The 17,836-nt window shown below is 43.7% G+C and carries 17 protein-coding genes, 1 riboswitch and 1 other annotated feature; of the genes, 10 read left to right on the forward strand and 7 right to left on the reverse strand.

The features are described 5' to 3' along the window. Window positions 1-18: 18 nt before the first annotated feature. Both F0232_RS06305 and F0232_RS06310 read right to left on the reverse strand, forming a co-directional pair. The gene (locus F0232_RS06305) at window positions 19-240 is read right to left on the reverse strand and encodes a hypothetical protein (protein ID WP_061031770.1); all 222 of its coding nucleotides are present in this window, start codon (window positions 238-240) and stop codon (window positions 19-21) included. Between the two features lie 36 nt (window positions 241-276). Beyond that, window positions 277-1,665: an MATE family efflux transporter gene (locus F0232_RS06310; protein WP_081090308.1), complete on the reverse strand. Its 1,389-nt coding sequence runs from the start codon at window positions 1,663-1,665 to the stop codon at window positions 277-279. A gap of 97 nt (window positions 1,666-1,762) precedes the next feature. On the opposite strand from F0232_RS06310, the gene F0232_RS06315 reads away from it, so the two are divergent. Further along, window positions 1,763-2,653 carry a LysR family transcriptional regulator gene (locus F0232_RS06315; protein ID WP_061031769.1) on the forward strand — a complete coding sequence of 297 codons (891 nt, stop codon included), beginning with the start codon at window positions 1,763-1,765 and terminating at the stop codon, window positions 2,651-2,653. Window positions 2,654-2,733: 80 nt separating this feature from the next. Here F0232_RS06315 and F0232_RS06320 read toward each other — a convergent pair whose 3' ends face one another. Then, the gene (locus F0232_RS06320) at window positions 2,734-2,901 is read right to left on the reverse strand and encodes a hypothetical protein (protein WP_162884288.1); all 168 of its coding nucleotides are present in this window, start codon (window positions 2,899-2,901) and stop codon (window positions 2,734-2,736) included. Window positions 2,902-3,176: 275 nt separating this feature from the next. On the opposite strand from F0232_RS06320, the gene htpX reads away from it, so the two are divergent. Then, entirely contained in the window at window positions 3,177-4,040 is an 864-nt protein-coding gene (gene htpX, locus F0232_RS06325; protein WP_061031768.1) for a protease HtpX, read from the forward strand. 242 nt (window positions 4,041-4,282) lie between these two features. On the opposite strand, the gene purB is transcribed toward htpX, so the two are convergent. From purB to mnmA, 3 genes are all read right to left on the reverse strand, one after another. Further along, window positions 4,283-5,653 (reverse strand): adenylosuccinate lyase, encoded by a 1,371-nt coding sequence (purB, locus tag F0232_RS06330; protein ID WP_061031767.1) that lies wholly within the window; start codon window positions 5,651-5,653, stop codon window positions 4,283-4,285. A 143-nt stretch (window positions 5,654-5,796) separates the two neighbouring features. Then, window positions 5,797-6,414 (reverse strand): high frequency lysogenization protein HflD, encoded by a 618-nt coding sequence (hflD, locus tag F0232_RS06335; RefSeq protein ID WP_061031766.1) that lies wholly within the window; start codon window positions 6,412-6,414, stop codon window positions 5,797-5,799. A gap of 43 nt (window positions 6,415-6,457) precedes the next feature. Next, window positions 6,458-7,594 carry a tRNA 2-thiouridine(34) synthase MnmA gene (gene mnmA / locus F0232_RS06340; protein ID WP_061031765.1) on the reverse strand — a complete coding sequence of 379 codons (1,137 nt, stop codon included), beginning with the start codon at window positions 7,592-7,594 and terminating at the stop codon, window positions 6,458-6,460. Between the two features lie 203 nt (window positions 7,595-7,797). On the opposite strand from mnmA, the gene F0232_RS06345 reads away from it, so the two are divergent. Together F0232_RS06345 and F0232_RS06350 are read left to right on the forward strand one after the other, a co-directional pair. Next, window positions 7,798-8,067 (forward strand): hypothetical protein, encoded by a 270-nt coding sequence (locus F0232_RS06345; RefSeq protein WP_008223525.1) that lies wholly within the window; start codon window positions 7,798-7,800, stop codon window positions 8,065-8,067. A gap of 102 nt (window positions 8,068-8,169) precedes the next feature. Next, window positions 8,170-9,474 carry an inosine/guanosine kinase gene (locus F0232_RS06350; RefSeq protein ID WP_105059269.1) on the forward strand — a complete coding sequence of 435 codons (1,305 nt, stop codon included), beginning with the start codon at window positions 8,170-8,172 and terminating at the stop codon, window positions 9,472-9,474. Between the two features lie 211 nt (window positions 9,475-9,685). On the opposite strand, the gene F0232_RS06355 is transcribed toward F0232_RS06350, so the two are convergent. After that, window positions 9,686-10,096: an H-NS family nucleoid-associated regulatory protein gene (locus F0232_RS06355; protein WP_061031763.1), complete on the reverse strand. Its 411-nt coding sequence runs from the start codon at window positions 10,094-10,096 to the stop codon at window positions 9,686-9,688. A gap of 364 nt (window positions 10,097-10,460) precedes the next feature. Further along, window positions 10,461-10,638: riboswitch (Lysine riboswitch) on the forward strand. 112 nt (window positions 10,639-10,750) lie between these two features. Between F0232_RS06355 and F0232_RS06360 the strand changes: the two genes are divergently transcribed. The 6 genes from F0232_RS06360 to hisH all read left to right on the forward strand — a co-directional run bounded on the left by F0232_RS06360 (window position 10,751) and on the right by hisH (window position 17,816). After that, window positions 10,751-12,343, forward strand: a complete 1,593-nt coding sequence (locus tag F0232_RS06360) for a Na+/H+ antiporter NhaC family protein (protein ID WP_061031762.1) — start codon at window positions 10,751-10,753, stop codon at window positions 12,341-12,343. A 190-nt stretch (window positions 12,344-12,533) separates the two neighbouring features. Next, window positions 12,534-12,670, forward strand: a sequence feature (His leader region). A gap of 53 nt (window positions 12,671-12,723) precedes the next feature. Next, entirely contained in the window at window positions 12,724-13,620 is an 897-nt protein-coding gene (gene hisG / locus F0232_RS06365; RefSeq protein ID WP_061031761.1) for an ATP phosphoribosyltransferase, read from the forward strand. After that, window positions 13,620-14,921 carry a histidinol dehydrogenase gene (gene hisD, locus F0232_RS06370; protein WP_105059270.1) on the forward strand — a complete coding sequence of 434 codons (1,302 nt, stop codon included), beginning with the start codon at window positions 13,620-13,622 and terminating at the stop codon, window positions 14,919-14,921. The genes hisG and hisD overlap by 1 nt, the downstream gene beginning before the upstream one ends. A 9-nt stretch (window positions 14,922-14,930) precedes the next feature. Further along, window positions 14,931-15,971 carry a histidinol-phosphate transaminase gene (gene hisC / locus F0232_RS06375; protein ID WP_061031759.1) on the forward strand — a complete coding sequence of 347 codons (1,041 nt, stop codon included), beginning with the start codon at window positions 14,931-14,933 and terminating at the stop codon, window positions 15,969-15,971. A 132-nt stretch (window positions 15,972-16,103) separates the two neighbouring features. Further along, a complete protein-coding gene (gene hisB, locus F0232_RS06380) occupies window positions 16,104-17,192 on the forward strand; it encodes a bifunctional histidinol-phosphatase/imidazoleglycerol-phosphate dehydratase HisB (protein WP_105059271.1) in 1,089 nt (362 codons plus the stop codon). 9 nt (window positions 17,193-17,201) lie between these two features. Further along, window positions 17,202-17,816: an imidazole glycerol phosphate synthase subunit HisH gene (gene hisH / locus F0232_RS06385; RefSeq protein WP_105059272.1), complete on the forward strand. Its 615-nt coding sequence runs from the start codon at window positions 17,202-17,204 to the stop codon at window positions 17,814-17,816. Window positions 17,817-17,836 lie beyond the last annotated feature (20 nt).

The raw sequence follows: 17,836 nt of genomic DNA on the forward strand, positions 1-17,836 counted from the left end.
GTTTTTTTGTATGCAGGGCTAAACTTTCCTATCTTCTTTTTTATCATCTGGCTTATAGCCCATGGTGCGAATATGCTCACCGTGAATGGTGTTTTTCATTAATGCCCACAAAGCCTCAAGGAATCGTTTGTGAGCAGCATGATGCCTAATGTACTTAACATGGATAAATATATAAATGGCGATGAAAAGTAAGGTCGCGATGGTGACGCCGTAGGCTTCATACAAAGTAATTATATTCATTTTTAGTCTCTTAATTTTTGTATAGGTAAATCGTGTCTATTGAGCTAAGTAGTTAAACCAACGCTTACTTCGAAATCGATAGATACAAGCGAACCACTTAAACAGAGTTTCCAAAAAGAAAAGCGCGAAAACCCACTCCGGACTCAACCCCATCAGTAAAGCGCCTATTGCGGCTAAAGGGATACCAAAACACCATTGAGTGATTAGGTCTTGGTATAAGCAAAATTTCACATCACCTCCAGCTCGTAGCACGCCAACGACCATGGTTGTTGGGAGTGAGCGCAAAATAATTCCTAAGCACAAAATCCCATAGAATTTATTTGCTAGCTCTATAGTTGTTGCTTCCAAGGAAGTGAAGAGAGCGAGAATCGTGTCTTTTAGTGCATACAGCGATAATGACACACACAAAGTAACCATGAATGCGATCACAGTGATCATAATGGCGTGGCGGTATGCCGAATCAAAGTCTTTTGCACCGATGTGGTTACCAACAATAACTGCCGAAGCATTTGCAATTCCGATTAAAAAGCTAAGAGAGAAGGCTTCAATTGGAGTAATGATCGACAAGACTATCAGCCCTTCATCGCTAGAACGCCCCATGATGGAGGTGTAAGCGAATAAGCCCCCGGCCCATAAGGCAAAGTTGATAGTGGTAGGGAGAGCCAAACGAGTAAGCTGTTTGACATGAGAAAACAGCAGTGCTTGTCTTATATCTGACAGGTTAAACAAAACTACATTTTTATTCAGTTTCAGGTAAATGATCGTTATTGCCACTTCGAGCAAGCTACTGATTAACGTGGCAACTGCAGCCCCCTTTAATCCCATCTGAGGTGCGCCGAAGTGTCCAAATATCAATACCCAGTTGAGCAATATATTGAGAATGATACCAAGACTGCTTAGATATAAACTGATTGAAGCTTGGTGTACTGAGCGTAGGTACGCGGCGATACTGCCAGTAAATGCCACGCAAAATAAGCTAAAGCTGGTAATAAATAGATATTGAGAGCCCAGAGCTTGCACTTCGACGTTATTGGAAGATAGACCCATAACTTGTGAATTTGCCAGTGCTAGAGCACCGAAAGGCATTAGTGCAAGCAGGCTTGATAGCAACCAAGTCAATGCAGTACTTCTTTTGGTTCCTTGGTCGTCCTTTTTCCCAAAGTACTGAGCAATTAAGATAGCGCCAGCCGTTGTCACACCGGAGAGAATGATGGTAGCAACAAATAAGGCTCGGCTAGAGACACCTGCCGCTGCAATATCGTTCTCGCTCAATTGACCAATCATGATTAGGTCAATCACTCCTTTGCTAGAAAAAAAGATACTTTGTAGCGTTATAGGGAGTGCGAGAGCAAAAAGCTGCTTTAAGAGTGGGGCATTAAATTGCACCAGTGGGTTTGAAGTTATTGATCTTTTTTTGGGAGTCATAGCACTAACAAGTAAGAAATACTGCTAGCAATTATGCTAGGAATTTCACACTCTTAAAAATCACTTATGATGGGGTTAGGCGTTCAAAAGGTGTTTTATGCATACGTTGGAACAACTGCGAGCTTTTATTGCTGTTTACGAGAACCACTCCTTTAGCGGAGCCGGACGATCTTTAAATAAAGATCGTACAACGGTTAGGGAATTGGTGAAGTCTTACGAAGATGCTTTAGGTTACGCTCTTTTTAATATCGTAGGAAGAAAGGCAGTAGCAACATTTGCGGCAGAAAAACTGTATCCACATGCGATTCTGGTGATTAGACAGGAGAGCAAGTTGGCCGAAGTGAGTCAATTCTTATTCTCTGCGTCGAGAACACATTTTAATATTGGTTATGATGTCGATTTTCCATTTGGTTTTTTGAAGAGTGTCGAGTTATGGGCAACTAAATGCTTTCCATTAGTGAGTATTAACTGGTTGGCGAGAAATCGTGAGGTTGGCCTTGATGAGCTGAAATGTGGTGCACTCGATTTTGCTATTTTCCCGACTAGAGGCGCTATTTCCCTAGGATTTCCAGCTCACTTCCAACACCTTGGGTATATTGATTATGGTGTATATGTTGGGAGCGATACTTCGTTGGCGCATAAACCTACTTTTGATCTTGAAGATGCTCAGTTGGAAATCCAATATCTGAGTGAAAACGCATTGAAAGCAGAGGGCGTTATAAAAGCGTTTTCATATAGCACGCGTATTGTTAGTAGTAGCGATTTAATCATACAGCTGCTTCAAGACCAAGGATGGGCACTATTGCCTAATCGAACTGCTGAAGGGGCTGTTAAGAAGGGCGATATAGAAAAGAAAGAGACGAGTTTGCTAAGCAATGATTTGAAAGTCCCCTTTAGCTTGTTTCATACCATTGAGTTAGAAAGTGACCCATTTATTAAAGCTCTTCGAAATGAGTGTGATTTGTTGGCTAAGCGATATTTCAATTAATGTTACTATGGGTAAATAGAAAAAAGGCTGCGATTGCAGCCCTTTTGCTATTTTAAGCCTGTGTAGAGTTAAGCTTGGGATCAATGTTCTTTTGTAAGTCCCATTAGTGCTTGTTGTGTCTCTGTGATGTTTGTCTGCGCAGCCTCTGGCGTAAGAATACCGATCTGTTTTTTCGCTTCTTCTTCAGTAATCCCCAGGTGACAGCACAGTAAATCGATAGCCATTTGAGTGTTAGTACCTTCAACCATGATCCTTTCCTTTTGTTACATGAACTAGCCAATCATTAATTGATTAACACTCTAAACTGAACGATAGAGGTAGACCATACTACTTAGGTCTAATGGACGAGTGCAAATTGCGCTACTCCCGTAATCAAATGTTTCAATTTAATGCTTAACCTTGTTTTCTTAATCTAAGACTATATGTATAAGTAAGTATAAGTCGTCAAGGTTGGAATCAATTGCTGTCTGCCTTGTCTATAACAATAAGTTTGATAAAAACAGCTTTCATGCGGAGATAAGTAATGAAGCGAGTAATGTTGTTCCTTGCAACCAACCTTGCGGTTGTATTGGTACTAAGTGTTGTTCTTAATATTGTATACGCAGTCACAGGTATGCAACCAGGTAGCCTCTCAGGCTTGTTGGTGATGGCTGCGGTATTCGGTTTCGGCGGCTCATTCATCTCACTAATGATGTCAAAGAAAATGGCACTTCGTTCTGTTGGCGGTATGGTGATTGAAAGCCCACGCAACGAAACAGAACACTGGTTGATGGAGACGGTAAGCCGTCAAGCTCAACAAGTTGGTATTGGTATGCCGACAGTGGCGATCTACGATTCGCCAGACATCAACGCATTTGCAACTGGCGCTAAGCGCGACGATTCATTGGTCGCAGTATCAACAGGCCTGCTACACAACATGACGCGTGATGAAGCTGAAGCGGTATTGGCTCACGAAGTTAGCCACATCGCAAACGGCGACATGGTGACAATGACGCTAATGCAAGGTGTTGTGAACACGTTCGTTATCTTCCTTTCTCGTTTCATTGCTAACATTGTGGCGTCGAACGACAACGAAGAAGAGGGTGGTAGCAACATGATGGTCTACTTCGGTGTGTCTATGGTGTTGGAGTTGGTATTTGGTTTCTTAGCGAGCTTCATCACCATGTGGTACAGCCGTCATCGTGAATTCCATGCTGATGCAGGTGCAGCGCACTTGGTAGGTAAAGAGAAGATGATTGCTGCACTAGAGCGTCTAAAGGTGAGCCACGAGCCACAACTAGAGGGTTCTATGATGGCATTTGGTATCAACGGTAAACGTTCTCTAACAGAGCTTCTAATGAGCCACCCACCGCTTGATAAGCGTATTGCTTCTCTACGTAACATGTAATCTCTAATATATTGAGAGAGTGTTAAAGGCTTCCTACGGGGAGCCTTTTTTGATCGTGGTTTAAGTGGCGATAGGAAGGAATGTGGTTTGCCTATTCTGAGAGCTTAGGTCGATCAAAGTGAGGTGACAGGTAGGGTTTGTGTTCTTGTTTGGTAAGTCTGTGTCTGGGCATGTTATTGCACGTAATAAAAAGGCTTCCACATGGGAAGCCTTAGTCTATTCTGCAATTCGAAATTCGAAAATTACAGCTTGTCAGTTAGCTCGACAGCTTGACCGATGTAGTTCGCTGGAGTCATCTCTTTCAGACGAACTTTCTCGTCTTCAGGGATCTCTAGGCCGTCGATGAATGCGCGCATGCCTTCGCCATCTACACGTTTACCACGAGTTAGCTCTTTTAGCTTCTCGTATGGCTTCTCGATGCCGTAACGACGCATTACTGTTTGTACTGGTTCAGCAAGAACTTCCCAGTTCTTGTCTAGTTCAGCAAGTAGTGCCTCGCGGTTAACTTCTAGCTTGCTAATACCTTTCAGAGTTGAAGTGTATGCAATGATTGCGTAGCCAACACCAACACCTAGGTTACGAAGAACCGTAGAGTCAGTTAGGTCACGTTGCCAGCGAGAAACTGGAAGTTTCTGTGCTAGGTGGCCAAATACTGCGTTAGCTAGACCAAGGTTTCCTTCAGAGTTTTCGAAGTCAATTGGGTTAACTTTGTGCGGCATGGTAGATGAGCCGATTTCACCAGCAATCGTCTTCTGCTTGAAGTGACCAAGAGCAATGTAGCCCCAAACGTCACGGTCGAAGTCTAGAAGGATAGTGTTGAAACGAGCGATCGCGTCGAATAGCTCTGCGATGTAATCGTGAGGTTCGATTTGAGTTGTGTATGGGTTCCAAGTTACGCCAAGAGATTCAGTGATGAACTCTTCTGAGAACTGGTGCCAATCTACTTCTGGGTATGCAGAAAGGTGTGCGTTGTAGTTACCAACAGCGCCGTTGATTTTCGCTAGGATCTCAACGTTTTCGATTTGCTTGTATTGACGTTCCATACGGTACGCAACGTTCGCCATCTCTTTACCCATAGTAGAAGGAGAAGCAGGCTGACCGTGTGTACGAGAAAGAAGAGGAATGTCGCGGTATTCGTTCGCAAGCGCTTTGATTGCGTCGATTACGTTGCGGATCTCTGGAAGAACAACTTCGTCACGAGCTTCTTTAAGCATAAGTGCGTGAGACGTGTTGTTGATGTCTTCAGAAGTACATGCAAAGTGAATGAATTCGTTTACGGCGTGAAGCTCAGGAACGCCTGCTACTTTCTCTTTCAAGAAGTATTCTACGGCTTTCACGTCGTGGTTTGTTGTGCGCTCGATCTCTTTGATACGTAGAGCGTCTTCTTCGCTGAAGTTAGCGGCTAGTTCATCAAGAAACTGGTTAGCTTCTGCACTGAACGCTGGTACTTCTTTGATTGCATCAGTAGCTGCAAGCTTTTGTAACCAACGAATTTCAACGATAGATCGGTACTTTAGTAGGCCAAACTCACTAAAGATGCTGCGTAATGCAATAGTCTTACTTCCGTAACGGCCGTCTACTGGTGAAACAGCAGTCAATGCTGACAGTTCCATGGTGTTCTCCTGAATTGAGTTTTCTAAATTTTGAGAGGTTTATACCAGTAACAATCTCAATTGTCACGCACATTGCGCAAACGTTTGCGTGAGAGTTGTATTGATACAAAAAACAAGCTCGCGACGAGGCGCGAGCTAATAAGTTACATTCGAGCTAATAGGATTTGAGCCTGCTCGATCATCTTCTTGCGACCGAAGATAAGGTGACGACGTTTGCCGCCAACTTGACGCCATAGAACAGCACTTCGAATCCCTGAGAGTAGTAGGGCGCGAACCTTGTGTTGGCTCGAGGTTTGTTGAAGTACCGCTGGTGTACCAGAAACCTGAATACGAGGGCCGATTGGGCTTACAACATCAAGGTAGATGCTCGCTAGGTTGCTGATCATTTGTTCATCAAACAAGTCGAAATGTTCACTCTGGCGCTCTGCTGTTTGAATGCGGTCACCAAGCTGAGACATAGAATCGTTGCGAGATGATAGCTTACGTTCAAGCGCCATTAAGCTGATGATGTAACGAGTAATATCGCTACCAGCAGGAGTACTATCGATACCTTTTACTAGGCACTCAAGCCCAAGTTTTAGGTTAGCTTCACGCCCAAAAACACCCACAGTGTTCGCTGGGTTAGTGTTCAAAATAGCACTGAGTGAAGCTTCGAAGGCATCTTTATCACAATGGCCGTCTTTCGCTACTTGTTGAACCAAAGCCACAGCTTGGCAAATTCCGGCGAAAGCAATGGTACGGTCATAAAGTGTATTAGCCACGTAGTAACTCCTAGTTGTCTTCTATCGTTTGTCGTTCGATCAGTTAGATGCGTTTTTCGATGATACCACCACCAAGACACACGTCGTCTTGGTAGAATACTGCAGACTGACCAGGGGTCACTGCGATTTGTGGCTCGTCAAAAATAACCTTAATGTTCTCGTCATCAATTGGGATGATTGTACAAGGAATATCGGTTTGACGGTAACGTGTTTTTACCGTGCATGTCATAACTTCAGTAATTGGTGTGCGATTTACCCAATGAAGCTGAGAAGCGATCAAACCTTCTGATTTTAGAAGTGGGTGATCCTTACCTTGTACGGCAATCAGAACATTACGTTTAAGGTCTTTTTCGCCAACAAACCATGGGTCTTCGTTACCGCCACCGCCTTTGGTACCACCAATGTGAAGGCCTTTACGCTGACCCAATGTGTGGTACATCAGACCGTTGTGCTTACCAATCACTTTACCTTCTGGTGTTTCGATATCACCTGGTTGTGCTGGTAGGTATTTGCCAAGGAACTCTGTGAACTTACGCTCACCGATAAAACAGATACCTGTCGAATCTTTCTTTTTCGCGGTGATTAAGTCTTGCTCTTCAGCAATGCGTCGAACTTCAGGCTTCTCTAGTTCACCAACTGGGAATAGGCTGCGCGCAACTTGATCTGAGCTTAGTGTGTAAAGGAAGTAGCTTTGGTCTTTGTTGCTGTCTAGACCGCGTAGCATTTCTGGTTTAACGCCAGCCTCTAGTTCTTCTTGAGTCGGGAAAGTACGACGAACGTAGTGACCCATCGCAATGTAGTCTGCGTCTAGTACTTCATCGGCAAACTCTAAGAATGCTTTGAATTTGATTTCTTTGTTACAAAGAATATCTGGGTTAGGCGTACGGCCTGCTTTGTATTCCGCAAGGAAGTATTCAAATACGTTGTCCCAGTATTCTGCAGCAAAGTTGATAGTGTGAAGGTGGATACCTAGTTTGTCACATACCGCTTGAGCATCAGCAAGATCTTCAGCTGCTGTGCAGTATTCTTCGTTATCGTCTTCTTCCCAGTTTTTCATGAAAAGGCCTTCTACCTGATAGCCTTGTTGCTGAAGAAGATACGCCGATACTGACGAATCTACACCGCCGGACATACCGACAATTACTTTCTTTTCGCTGTTTCCAGAGCTGATATCTGACATGTCTAAACACCGTTACTATTACTTGGTCGCAGATTCTAACAGAAAGAGAAACGCCGTGACAGATCCGAGACCGGAATCACAGTTTCATTTGCACAAATAGTGCGCTGAGTTTGTTAGGAATCGCATGAGAGCGAGGTGAGTCGCTAGGATGTCAGAAGTATATGTGGCATAGTCGCTCGAAATCCAAGACCTGAGATAAAAAAATGTCTGAACAAAACGAATTTATGCAAGAAGAGCAGTTGATTGAAATTATTGAAAATCAGCTAGAAGACGGCCAGCCAATTAAGGTAAAAGAGACGTTAATGCGTCTGATGATGACAGGCACACCGCGTGAAGATGCAATTGCAGCAATGGCATGTGCACTTGCCGTTGAAGTATTTGACGTAATGAAAAATGGCGCAGAGTTTAACCAAAAGCGTTATGCCGAGCATTTAGAGATGCTGCCTGATTTAAGCTTTATGGAAGGCGAATAAAAAAATAGCTCAGCAAACGTTTGCTATAGTTTGAGTGATTGCCGCGTTAAATATAGCGCGGTAGAATCCGCCACCTATTTCCCCTTGACTTAGACTAGCCCTATGAAATTCCCTGGACAACGTAAATCAAAGCACTATTTTCCGGTTCACGCTCGTGATCCATTAGTGAGCCAAGCTCAAAGCAGTAAAAGAATGTCACGTACTCATATTATCGGTATTGACCAAACTTTGGTGGATATTGAAGCAAAAGTGAGTTCTGAACTTATTGAGAAGTACGGTTTAAGTAAGGGACACTCACTGGTTATCGGTGATGAAGCGGCTGAGTCTTTATATCAAGAACTCAAAGAGCAGTGCTTAATTACCAATGAATATGCTGGTGGCACTATTGGTAATACATTACACAACTATTCAGTACTGGCGGATGACCGCTCAACGCTGCTGGGCGTAATGAGCCAAGATATTAAAATCGGTAGTTATGGTTACCGCTATTTATGTAATACATCAAGCAGAATGGATTTGAACCATTTACAAGGGGTAGATGGCGCAATTGGTCGCTGCTTTGCATTAATTACTGAAGACGGTGAACGTACTTTCGCAATTAGCGAAGGTCAAATGAACCAACTAAATCCAGAAAGTATTCCTGAAAAGATTTTCAAAAGTGCTTCTGCTTTAGTATTAACTGCTTATTTAGTTCGTTGTAAACCAGGTGACCCTATGCCTGAAGCAACAATGAAAGCGATCGAATACGCGAAGAAATACGATGTGCCTGTTGTTTTAACACTGGGTACGAAATTTGTTATTCAAGACGATCCTGAATTCTGGAAAGATTTCTTAGAGCGACACGTAACTGTTGTTGCAATGAATGAAGACGAAGCTGAAGCTTTAACTGGCGAAAGCGATCCACTCGCTGCCTCTGATAAAGCGCTAGACTGGGTAGACCTAGTATTATGTACAGCAGGTCCTGTTGGCTTATTTATGGCGGGTTACACAGAAGATGCAGCGAAGCGTGAAACATCACTGCCTTTGCTTCCTGGTTCAATTGCCGAATTCAACCGTTACGAATTTAGTCGTCCGGCTCATAAAGATCTATGTGAAAACCCAACGAAAGTTTATTCACATATTGCTCCTTATATGGGCGGTCCAGAAAAGATCAAAAATACTAATGGTGCTGGTGATGCTGCTTTATCGGCTTTATTGCATGATATGGCTGCGAATAAGTACCACAAAGAAAACGTGCCAAACTCAAGCAAGCACCAACATTCATTCCTGACATATTCTTCTTTCTCACAAGTTTGTAAATACTCAAACCGTGCAAGTTACGAAGTATTAGTTCAGCACTCTCCACGTTTATCTCGCGGCCTTCCTGAAAGAGAAGACAGCCTAGAAGAAGCGTACTGGGAAAGATAAGAGATTTTGTTTATCTGGTGCGCATGAGTTTATCAAATGCGCATCTATGTTTATAAAAAACATTGAAGAGTAACAAAATATAAAAAAGGCTCCGAAAGGAGCCTTTTTTGTTTCTGAATATATTGAAGCCGTAAATAATACTTTGGTCGACTTAAATATTAATTCTATTGCTTAGTAGGTAATTGGATTACTCACTCTGCAAACTAAACGCTTAGATAGCGAAATCTTCCAGAGATTTACCAGCATCTAGTTGTTCTTGGATAGCTGAAGGCGTACGACCTTGGCCTGTCCAAGTTTTCTCGTCACCGTTTGCGTCTACGTATTTGTATTTAGCTGGGCGAGGAGCGCGTTTTGCTTTTGTTGTTTTAGATTTTGCTTCACCAGAAAGTGCAGCAATAAGATCAGCAACATCAATTCCGTCTTTTGCAATTTGCTCAGCAATAGCAGAAAGTTTAGCTTCTTGTGCTGCTTTTGCTGCACGTTCTTCAGCTTCAGACTCTTGACGCTCTTGTACAACAATAGTTAGCTTGTCTAGCGCTTCTTCTAATTGCTCAAGAGTTAATTCACGTGAGAATGCGCGAAGGCTACGGATATTTAATAGAGTTTTTGTTAATTCAGACATGATATTTTCCATCAAGGTAAACTAAATAATCCACCTAATAATAAACAGAGCTTAGGAATAAAACAAATAGTATTTCTTCTATTACATATTTAAATATAAAAGTGAGATGAATAGTTGAAAATTTCCATGCACCTTTCTATTGAATTTATAATAGATATTAAGATTATCTTAAAAACTGATATGTGACTGGTGGAGTAATTACCTTATGTTGACTACTCTTAGGTTGATTAGTTCATAAATAAAAAGCTGCTTTTCTCGGAATGATATGTTGCATTGTTGCTCTTGATGGGTACAATTGCGGCTACCTGATGCGATGCTTTGGTTAATCATTTGTTAAACTGTTGTTTGATTGGTTAATAATGTTGTCGCACGTAGAGGTGCAATTATAAAAAGTAGTTTTCGTTGGGGTGATGCCAATGAACGGGAATGAAAGGTGTAATTGCCGAAGTAAATTGTATATCTAAGCAATTTGCTGGGGTTGTGCTCAATAGGTACAACACTGCCATAGTCTTAATTTTAAACTATGGAGCGCTACTGTAGGGTTGGGTGAAGTGTTCACTTCCCTTTCGCTTAGTTCAACATGAACTTGGTCAGCCGTATCAAGTTTGTCTGCAGTAGATCTCTAGCCAAATAAAAAACTGGTTTTTGAAGATCATGAATTTAATAGATTTTGCAACATCTCCTTTATCTTTGCTTCCGCCACTTGTGGCTTTAAGCCTTGCTATTGTTACCCGCCGTGTATTGGTTTCTTTGGGTGTCGGTATCGTTATGGGTGCCATCTTGCTGGCTGACTATTCAGTAGGTAATGCCGCTAGCTACGTATTTACTAAAGCATCTGGTGTTTTCATCGAAGATGGTGGTATCAATACTTGGAACATGAGCATCATTGCTTTCCTAATTATTCTTGGAATGACAACAGCGCTATTAACGCTTTCTGGTGGTACTCGTGCATTCGCTGAGTGGGCTCAATCTCGAGTTAAGAGCAAGCGTGGTTCAAAACTGCTTGCTGCATTTTTAGGTGTATTCATCTTTGTTGATGATTACTTCAACAGCTTGGCAGTGGGTGCAATCTCTCGTCCTGTTACAGACCGTTTCTACGTATCTCGCGCTAAGCTAGCTTATATTCTTGATTCTACTGCAGCTCCTATGTGTGTGATCATGCCAGCTTCTAGTTGGGGTGCTTACATCATTACTATTATTGGTGGCATCCTAGTAACACACGGTGTGACTGAGTATTCAGCTCTCGGCGCTTACGTTCGTCTAATTCCAATGAACTTTTATGCGGTATTTGCACTTCTTATGGTGTTCGCAGTGGCGTGGTTCGGTCTAGATGTTGGTAAGATGCGCGATCACGAGATCGAAGCGTCTCAAGGCCGTGGTTTTGAAGGTGACAACGATAGCCAGCAAGCTCACGATCTAAACGAAGAGCTAGATATCGAAGAGAGCGAGAACGGTTCTGTTTCTGACCTAATCATGCCGATCGTTTCATTGATCGTAGCGACTGTAGCTGCGATGCTTTACACAGGCGGTCAGGCGTTAGCTGCTGATGGTCAAGCGTTTAACCTACTTGGTGCATTCGAAAATACAGATGTTGGTAAATCTCTTGTTTACGGTGGTGTTATCGGCTTACTAGTAGCACTAGCGACAGTATTCAAGCAAAAGCTATCTATGGCCGATATCGCAAGAACAATGTGGATTGGTGCAAGCTCTATGTTTGGCGCAATCCTAATCCTTGTGTTCGCATGGACTATCGGTTCTGTAATCGGCGACATGAAAACAGGTTCGTACCTATCATCTCTAGTAACGGGCAGCATCGATTACCACTGGCTACCAGTTATCTTGTTCCTTCTAGCGGGCGTTATGGCGTTCTCAACAGGTACTTCATGGGGTACGTTCGGTATCATGCTACCTATCGCAGGTGACATGGCAGCAGCATCGGATATCGCACTGATTCTTCCTATGTTAAGTGCGGTTCTAGCGGGTGCAGTATTTGGTGACCACTGTTCTCCAATCTCTGATACGACGATTCTGTCTTCTACTGGTGCTCGTTGTAACCACATCGACCACGTATCGACACAGCTTCCGTACGCGCTTTCAGTCGCATTTGTATCGTGTATTGGCTTTATTACCTTAGGTATGACAGCTTCTATTGGTATCGCATTCAGCGCTGCAGCACTAACGTTCGTAGCTGTATGTTTCGCTCTGGCTTATTTCTCTCGTTGCAAAATGGCGACATGTAAAAGCTAAAAACGAAAGTTAATCAGTAAACTATCAGGGAGGCGTTGGCCTCCCTTTTTTATGCCTGTTAATTTAATTTTAAGTTTCGTGAAAAAAGTTCGAATAAATGGTTGAAAAAGGATCTTACCTTAGTTAGTGTGGAGACAAGACAGCAAACAACCTAAGAGCTGATAAGTATGCGTAAATTAGTAATGAACATTCATCACCATCATCACCCTATCTAGTCTTTCGGGGAGATTTACGTATACCCGGGAGCAAGATTACTCCCGGAGGTTAAGTCAAAAGAATTTAGATTTAAACCCTCGGGATGACAGAGTCTTCCGAGGGTTTTTTAGTTTTAGCGCTTTTAAATAATCAATAAATTCAAATATTTGCACAGGGATACAGCAATGCAGACACAACGCCTAAGAATCGCAATTCAAAAGAAAGGTCGCTTAAGTAAAGAGTGCCAAGACCTACTAAAAAAATGTGGTGTTAAATTTAACATCATGGGTGAGCGCCTAGTGGTTCATTCACTAAATATGCCAATTGACCTGCTATTAGTTCGTGATGACGACATCCCAGGTCTTATCATGGACGGTGTGGTTGACCTTGGTTTTATCGGTGAAAATGAGCTTGAAGAAGTTCGTCTAGATCGCCTTGCTCTTAAAGAGCCAGCAGAGTTCGAAACACTACGTCGTCTAGATTTCGGTGGCTGCCGTTTATCTATCGCAATTAACAAAGATGAAGAGTACAACGGCCCACAAGATCTAGCGGGCAAGCGTATTGCAACAACCTACCCACAACTACTTAAAGCCTACATGGACGAGCAGGGTGTTGATTTCAGCACTTGTATGCTAACAGGCTCGGTTGAAGTAGCTCCTCGCGCTGGCCTTGCTGACGCAATCGCGGACTTGGTTTCTACTGGTGCGACGCTAGAAGCAAACGGCCTAAAAGAAGCGGAAGTGATTTTCCAATCTAAAGCGACCTTGATTCAACGTACTGGTGAATTCGACGCAGACAAAACAGCATTGATTGAAAAACTACTGACTCGTATGCAGGGTGTTCAACAAGCGAAAGAGTCGAAGTACATCATGCTACACGCGCCAACGTCTCAGCTGGAGCAAATCAAAGCACTACTGCCTGGTGCTGAAGATCCAACGGTTCTGCCACTGTCAACGGACAAAGATAAAGTTGCTGTTCACCTAGTAAGTACAGAGAACTTGTTCTGGGAAACGATGGAACAGCTGAAAGAGTTGGGCGCTAGCTCGATTCTAGTACTACCAATCGAAAAAATGATGGGGTAATGACGATGAGAACCGTTGTTTGGCAATCTTTAAGTGAGTCACAGCAAGACTCGGTATTAGAGCGTCCCGCTATTACTGAAGGTGCAAACATCACAGCGACAGTTTCTGATGTTATTGCAAAAGTACGAAATGAGGGTGATGCCGCGCTTAAAGAACTGACTGAGAAGTTTGACCGCGTGACTCCAAAATCAATTCGAGTGAGCTCGGATGAGATTGAAGAAGCGAGCGCTCGTTTAACTCCAGAAATGAAGCAGGCGTTAGAACAAGCTTACAGCAATATTGCTAAGTTCCATGAAGCTCAGAAACCTCAGCCAATTAAGGTTGAGACGCAACCAGGTGTTGTGTGTGAGCAAGTGACACGTGCAATTAACACGGTTGGTCTGTACATCCCGGGTGGCAGTGCGCCGCTTCCGTCAACGGTTCTTATGTTAGGTGTTCCCGCTCAAATCGCAGGTTGTCGTAAGGTTGTGCTTTGTTCGCCTCCACCAATCGCTGACGAAATTTTGTACGTCGCTAAGCTTTGTAAGATCGATGAGGTTTACAACGTTGGTGGTGGTCAAGCGGTTGCTGCGATGGCTTACGGTACGGAAAGCGTTGCTAAAGTCGATAAGATTTTCGGCCCAGGTAATGCCTTCGTAACTGAAGCGAAACGCCAAGTGAGCAACGACTTCCGTGGCGCGGCGATTGATATGCCAGCAGGCCCATCAGAAGTGTTAGTGATTGCTGATGAAACGGCAGACGCAGACTTCATTGCGGCTGACTTGTTGAGCCAAGCGGAGCACGGACCTGACTCGCAAGTGGTGTTGGTAACACCATCGCCATTGATTGCAGATCAAGTAACCGAAGCCGTTCAAAAACAATTGAAAGAACTGTCTCGTGCGAGTATCGCTCAGCAAGCGTTGGCATCAAGCCTAATTATCATTGCTGAATCTATCACTCAAGCGATTGCTATTTCGAACTTCTACGGTCCTGAACACTTGATCGTTCAAACCAAGAATCCACGAGAATTGCTGCCATTGCTAGATAATGCAGGCTCTATTTTCCTTGGTGACTGGTCTCCAGAATCTGCAGGTGATTATGCCTCTGGTACTAACCACGTATTGCCGACCTACGGTTACACAAAGACGTATTCTAGCCTTGGTTTAGCCGATTTCTCTAAACGTATGACGGTGCAAGAACTGACAGCCGATGGCTTAAAAGGTCTAGCTCCGACTGTAGTAACAATGGCGGAAGCCGAAGGCTTGGATGCACACAAACGCGCTGTGACCATCCGAGTTGAAAAGTTAAACCAAGCAAAATAAGGGCAGGGCATGGAAAAGTTAGCGAGAAAACAAGTTCAGGCTCTTACACCTTACTTGTCTGCAAGACGCATTGGCGGCACGGGTGACGTTTGGTTAAACGCCAACGAATCCCCATTCGATAACGAGTACAACGTAAGCTTGTCTCGTCTTAATCGCTACAGCGAATGTCAGCCTAAAGAGTTGATTGATGCTTATGCTCAATATGCAGGTGTGAAATCAGATCAAACTCTGACAACACGTGGTGCCGATGAAGGTATTGAACTGCTGATTCGTGCTTTTTGTGAGCCGAACGAAGACGCTATTCTTTACTGCCCACCAACCTATGGTATGTACGCGATTAGCGCTGAGACGATTGGTGTTGAGCGCAAAGTTGTACCTCTAACTGCTGAATGGCAACTCGATCTTCCAGCGATTGAAGCTCAGTTAGACAACGTGAAAGTGGTGTTTGTTTGTAGCCCAAATAACCCGACTGGTAATTTGGTTGAACGTAAAGACATCATCAAGTTACTTGAGATGACTCAAGACAAAGCGATTGTGGTGATGGATGAAGCGTACATCGACTTCTGCCCAGAAGCGTCAACCGTTGATTTACTTGAGCAATACCCGAATCTAGCGATTCTGCGTACCTTGTCTAAAGCTTTTGCATTGGCTGGACTACGCTGTGGCTTTACGCTGGCGAACCAAGAGCTTATCGATGTATTGTTGAAAGTGATTGCGCCATATCCAGTGCCAATCCCTGTTGCGGATATCGCGGTTCAAGCACTTTCAGAACAAGGTCTTGCAAGAGCAAAGTTTCAGGTTTTGGACTTGAGCGCTAACCGAGCATACTTACAGGCAGGCCTAATGGGGATGCCTAACGTTACGGTATTTGATGGTTGGGGTAACTACCTTTTGGTTAAATTCCCGAACGGTGACGAATTGTTTAAAGCGGCATGGGACAGTGGCATTATCTTACGTAATTCGCCAATTGAAGACTGTGTTCGAATTAGTATTGGTAACCGCGAAGAGTGCGAAAAGACACTTGGATTCATTCGTAACTTTTATCAGTAACGAAAGGCTTGCCAGTAATAACATTTGTTAGCCTTTATTCGATGAATAATAGGCTGACAAATGAAATCAATATTTTGGGTTAGCGTTTGATTTTTGCTAGGCCACCAGATTTAAAATTAAAAGGAAGTTCAAGTGAGTAAACAACAGAAAATACTTTTTATAGACCGCGATGGCACCTTAATTGTTGAGCCGCCAGTAGATTTCCAAGTAGACCGTTTAGACAAACTAAAATTTGAACCGCTAGTGATTCCTAGCCTACTTGCATTGCAAGATGCTGGTTACCGTCTAGTGATGGTAACTAACCAAGATGGCCTTGGTACTGATAGCTACCCACAAGAAGATTTCGATGCGCCACACAATATGATGATGGATTTGTTCGAATCTCAAGGCGTAAAGTTTGATGACGTGCTTATTTGCCCTCACTTTGACGAAGACAATTGCTCTTGCCGTAAGCCTAAGCTAGGCATGGTTAAAGAATATCTACAGGGCGGTAAAGTCGACTTCCAACACTCTGTTGTGATTGGCGATCGAGTAACGGATCTTCAACTTGCAGAGAACATGGCAATCCGCGGTATTCAATATGGCCCAGATGCTGAAACGGAAGGCACGCTAAACTGGCCACAAATTGTAAAAGACCTGACGGTTAACGCTCGTGTTGCTGAAGTGGTTCGTACCACCAAAGAAACTGACATCAAGGTAGCGGTAAACCTTGATGAAACCGGTGGCAACAAGATCGATACAGGTATGGGTTTCTTTGACCACATGCTTGATCAAATCGCGACACACGGTGGTTTCCAAATGAACCTGACCGTGAAAGGCGACCTGCACATTGATGATCACCACACAGTAGAAGACACAGCACTTGCGTTAGGCCAAGCTCTGAAAGACGCGCTAGGTGACAAACGTGGCATTGGCCGCTTTGGCTTTAGCCTGCCAATGGATGAGTGTTTCGCTCAGTGTGCGCTAGACCTCTCTGGCCGTCCATACCTGAAGTTCGATGCTAAATTTAGCCGTGAGCAAGTGGGTGACCTTTCAACGGAAATGGTGGTTCACTTCTTCCGCTCATTAACTGACACGCTAGCTTGTACGCTGCACCTTTCTTCTGCTGGCAACAATGATCACCACATCATTGAAAGCCTATTCAAAGCGTTTGGTCGTACACTTCGCCAAGCAATTAAAGTTGAAGGTACTGAGTTACCGAGCAGCAAAGGCGTCCTGTAAGGAATGGGTATGAAAGAGCAGAAAGTCGTCATTATTGATACTGGTTGTGCCAATGTTTCATCGGTGAAGTTCGCCATTGAACGTTTGGGCTATGCGGTTGAAATTTCAAAAGAGCCAGAAGTGGTTCTTGCAGCTGACAAGTTATTCCTACCCGGTGTAGGCACAGCAAGTGAAGCGATGAAAAACCTACAAGAACGTGACCTTGTCGCTCTTGTAAAGCAAGTAGAGAAGCCTCTACTTGGCATTTGTTTAGGTATGCAGCTTCTTGGTAAATTGTCTCAAGAGAAAGGCCAAAAGGCTGACGAGCTAGTTGAATGTCTAGGCTTGTGCGAGGGTGAGGTTCGTTTACTGGATACGGGCGATTTACCACTGCCACACATGGGCTGGAATACCGTCACAGCAACACCGAATCACCCTCTATTTAAAGACATTGAAGAAGGCGAGTACTTTTACTTCGTTCACAGCTTCGCAATGCCAGTAGGTGACTACACCATCGCACAGTGTGATTACGGTAATCCGTTTACCGCAGCGGTGCAAAGCGGTAACTATTATGGTGTTCAGTTCCACCCAGAACGTTCATCAAAAGCTGGTTCTAAGCTGATTCAGAATTTCTTGGAATTGTAATAAGGATTAGGCAGCGGCTA

Origin of the sequence: Vibrio sp. T3Y01 (genome assembly GCF_013114525.1) — a bacterium.
Taxonomy (GTDB): domain Bacteria; phylum Pseudomonadota; class Gammaproteobacteria; order Enterobacterales; family Vibrionaceae; genus Vibrio; species Vibrio chagasii_B.

Excerpts from the sequence above, each read along its gene's own strand:
- F0232_RS06360 (WP_061031762.1), top strand. The coding sequence starts at position 10,751 with ATGAATTTAATAGATTTTGCAACATCTCCTTTATCTTTGCTTCCGCCA.
- F0232_RS06350 (WP_105059269.1), top strand. The coding sequence starts at position 8,170 with ATGAAATTCCCTGGACAACGTAAATCAAAGCACTATTTTCCGGTTCAC.
- purB (WP_061031767.1), bottom strand. The coding sequence starts at position 5,653 with ATGGAACTGTCAGCATTGACTGCTGTTTCACCAGTAGACGGCCGTTAC.
- hisC (WP_061031759.1), top strand. The coding sequence starts at position 14,931 with ATGGAAAAGTTAGCGAGAAAACAAGTTCAGGCTCTTACACCTTACTTG.
- F0232_RS06320 (WP_162884288.1), bottom strand. The coding sequence starts at position 2,901 with ATGGTTGAAGGTACTAACACTCAAATGGCTATCGATTTACTGTGCTGT.
- F0232_RS06315 (WP_061031769.1), top strand. The coding sequence starts at position 1,763 with ATGCATACGTTGGAACAACTGCGAGCTTTTATTGCTGTTTACGAGAAC.
- hisG (WP_061031761.1), top strand. The coding sequence starts at position 12,724 with ATGCAGACACAACGCCTAAGAATCGCAATTCAAAAGAAAGGTCGCTTA.
- mnmA (WP_061031765.1), bottom strand. The coding sequence starts at position 7,594 with ATGTCAGATATCAGCTCTGGAAACAGCGAAAAGAAAGTAATTGTCGGT.
- F0232_RS06345 (WP_008223525.1), top strand. The coding sequence starts at position 7,798 with ATGTCTGAACAAAACGAATTTATGCAAGAAGAGCAGTTGATTGAAATT.
- F0232_RS06310 (WP_081090308.1), bottom strand. The coding sequence starts at position 1,665 with ATGACTCCCAAAAAAAGATCAATAACTTCAAACCCACTGGTGCAATTT.
- F0232_RS06305 (WP_061031770.1), bottom strand. The coding sequence starts at position 240 with ATGAATATAATTACTTTGTATGAAGCCTACGGCGTCACCATCGCGACC.
- hisH (WP_105059272.1), top strand. The coding sequence starts at position 17,202 with ATGAAAGAGCAGAAAGTCGTCATTATTGATACTGGTTGTGCCAATGTT.
- F0232_RS06355 (WP_061031763.1), bottom strand. The coding sequence starts at position 10,096 with ATGTCTGAATTAACAAAAACTCTATTAAATATCCGTAGCCTTCGCGCA.
- htpX (WP_061031768.1), top strand. The coding sequence starts at position 3,177 with ATGAAGCGAGTAATGTTGTTCCTTGCAACCAACCTTGCGGTTGTATTG.
- hisD (WP_105059270.1), top strand. The coding sequence starts at position 13,620 with ATGACGATGAGAACCGTTGTTTGGCAATCTTTAAGTGAGTCACAGCAA.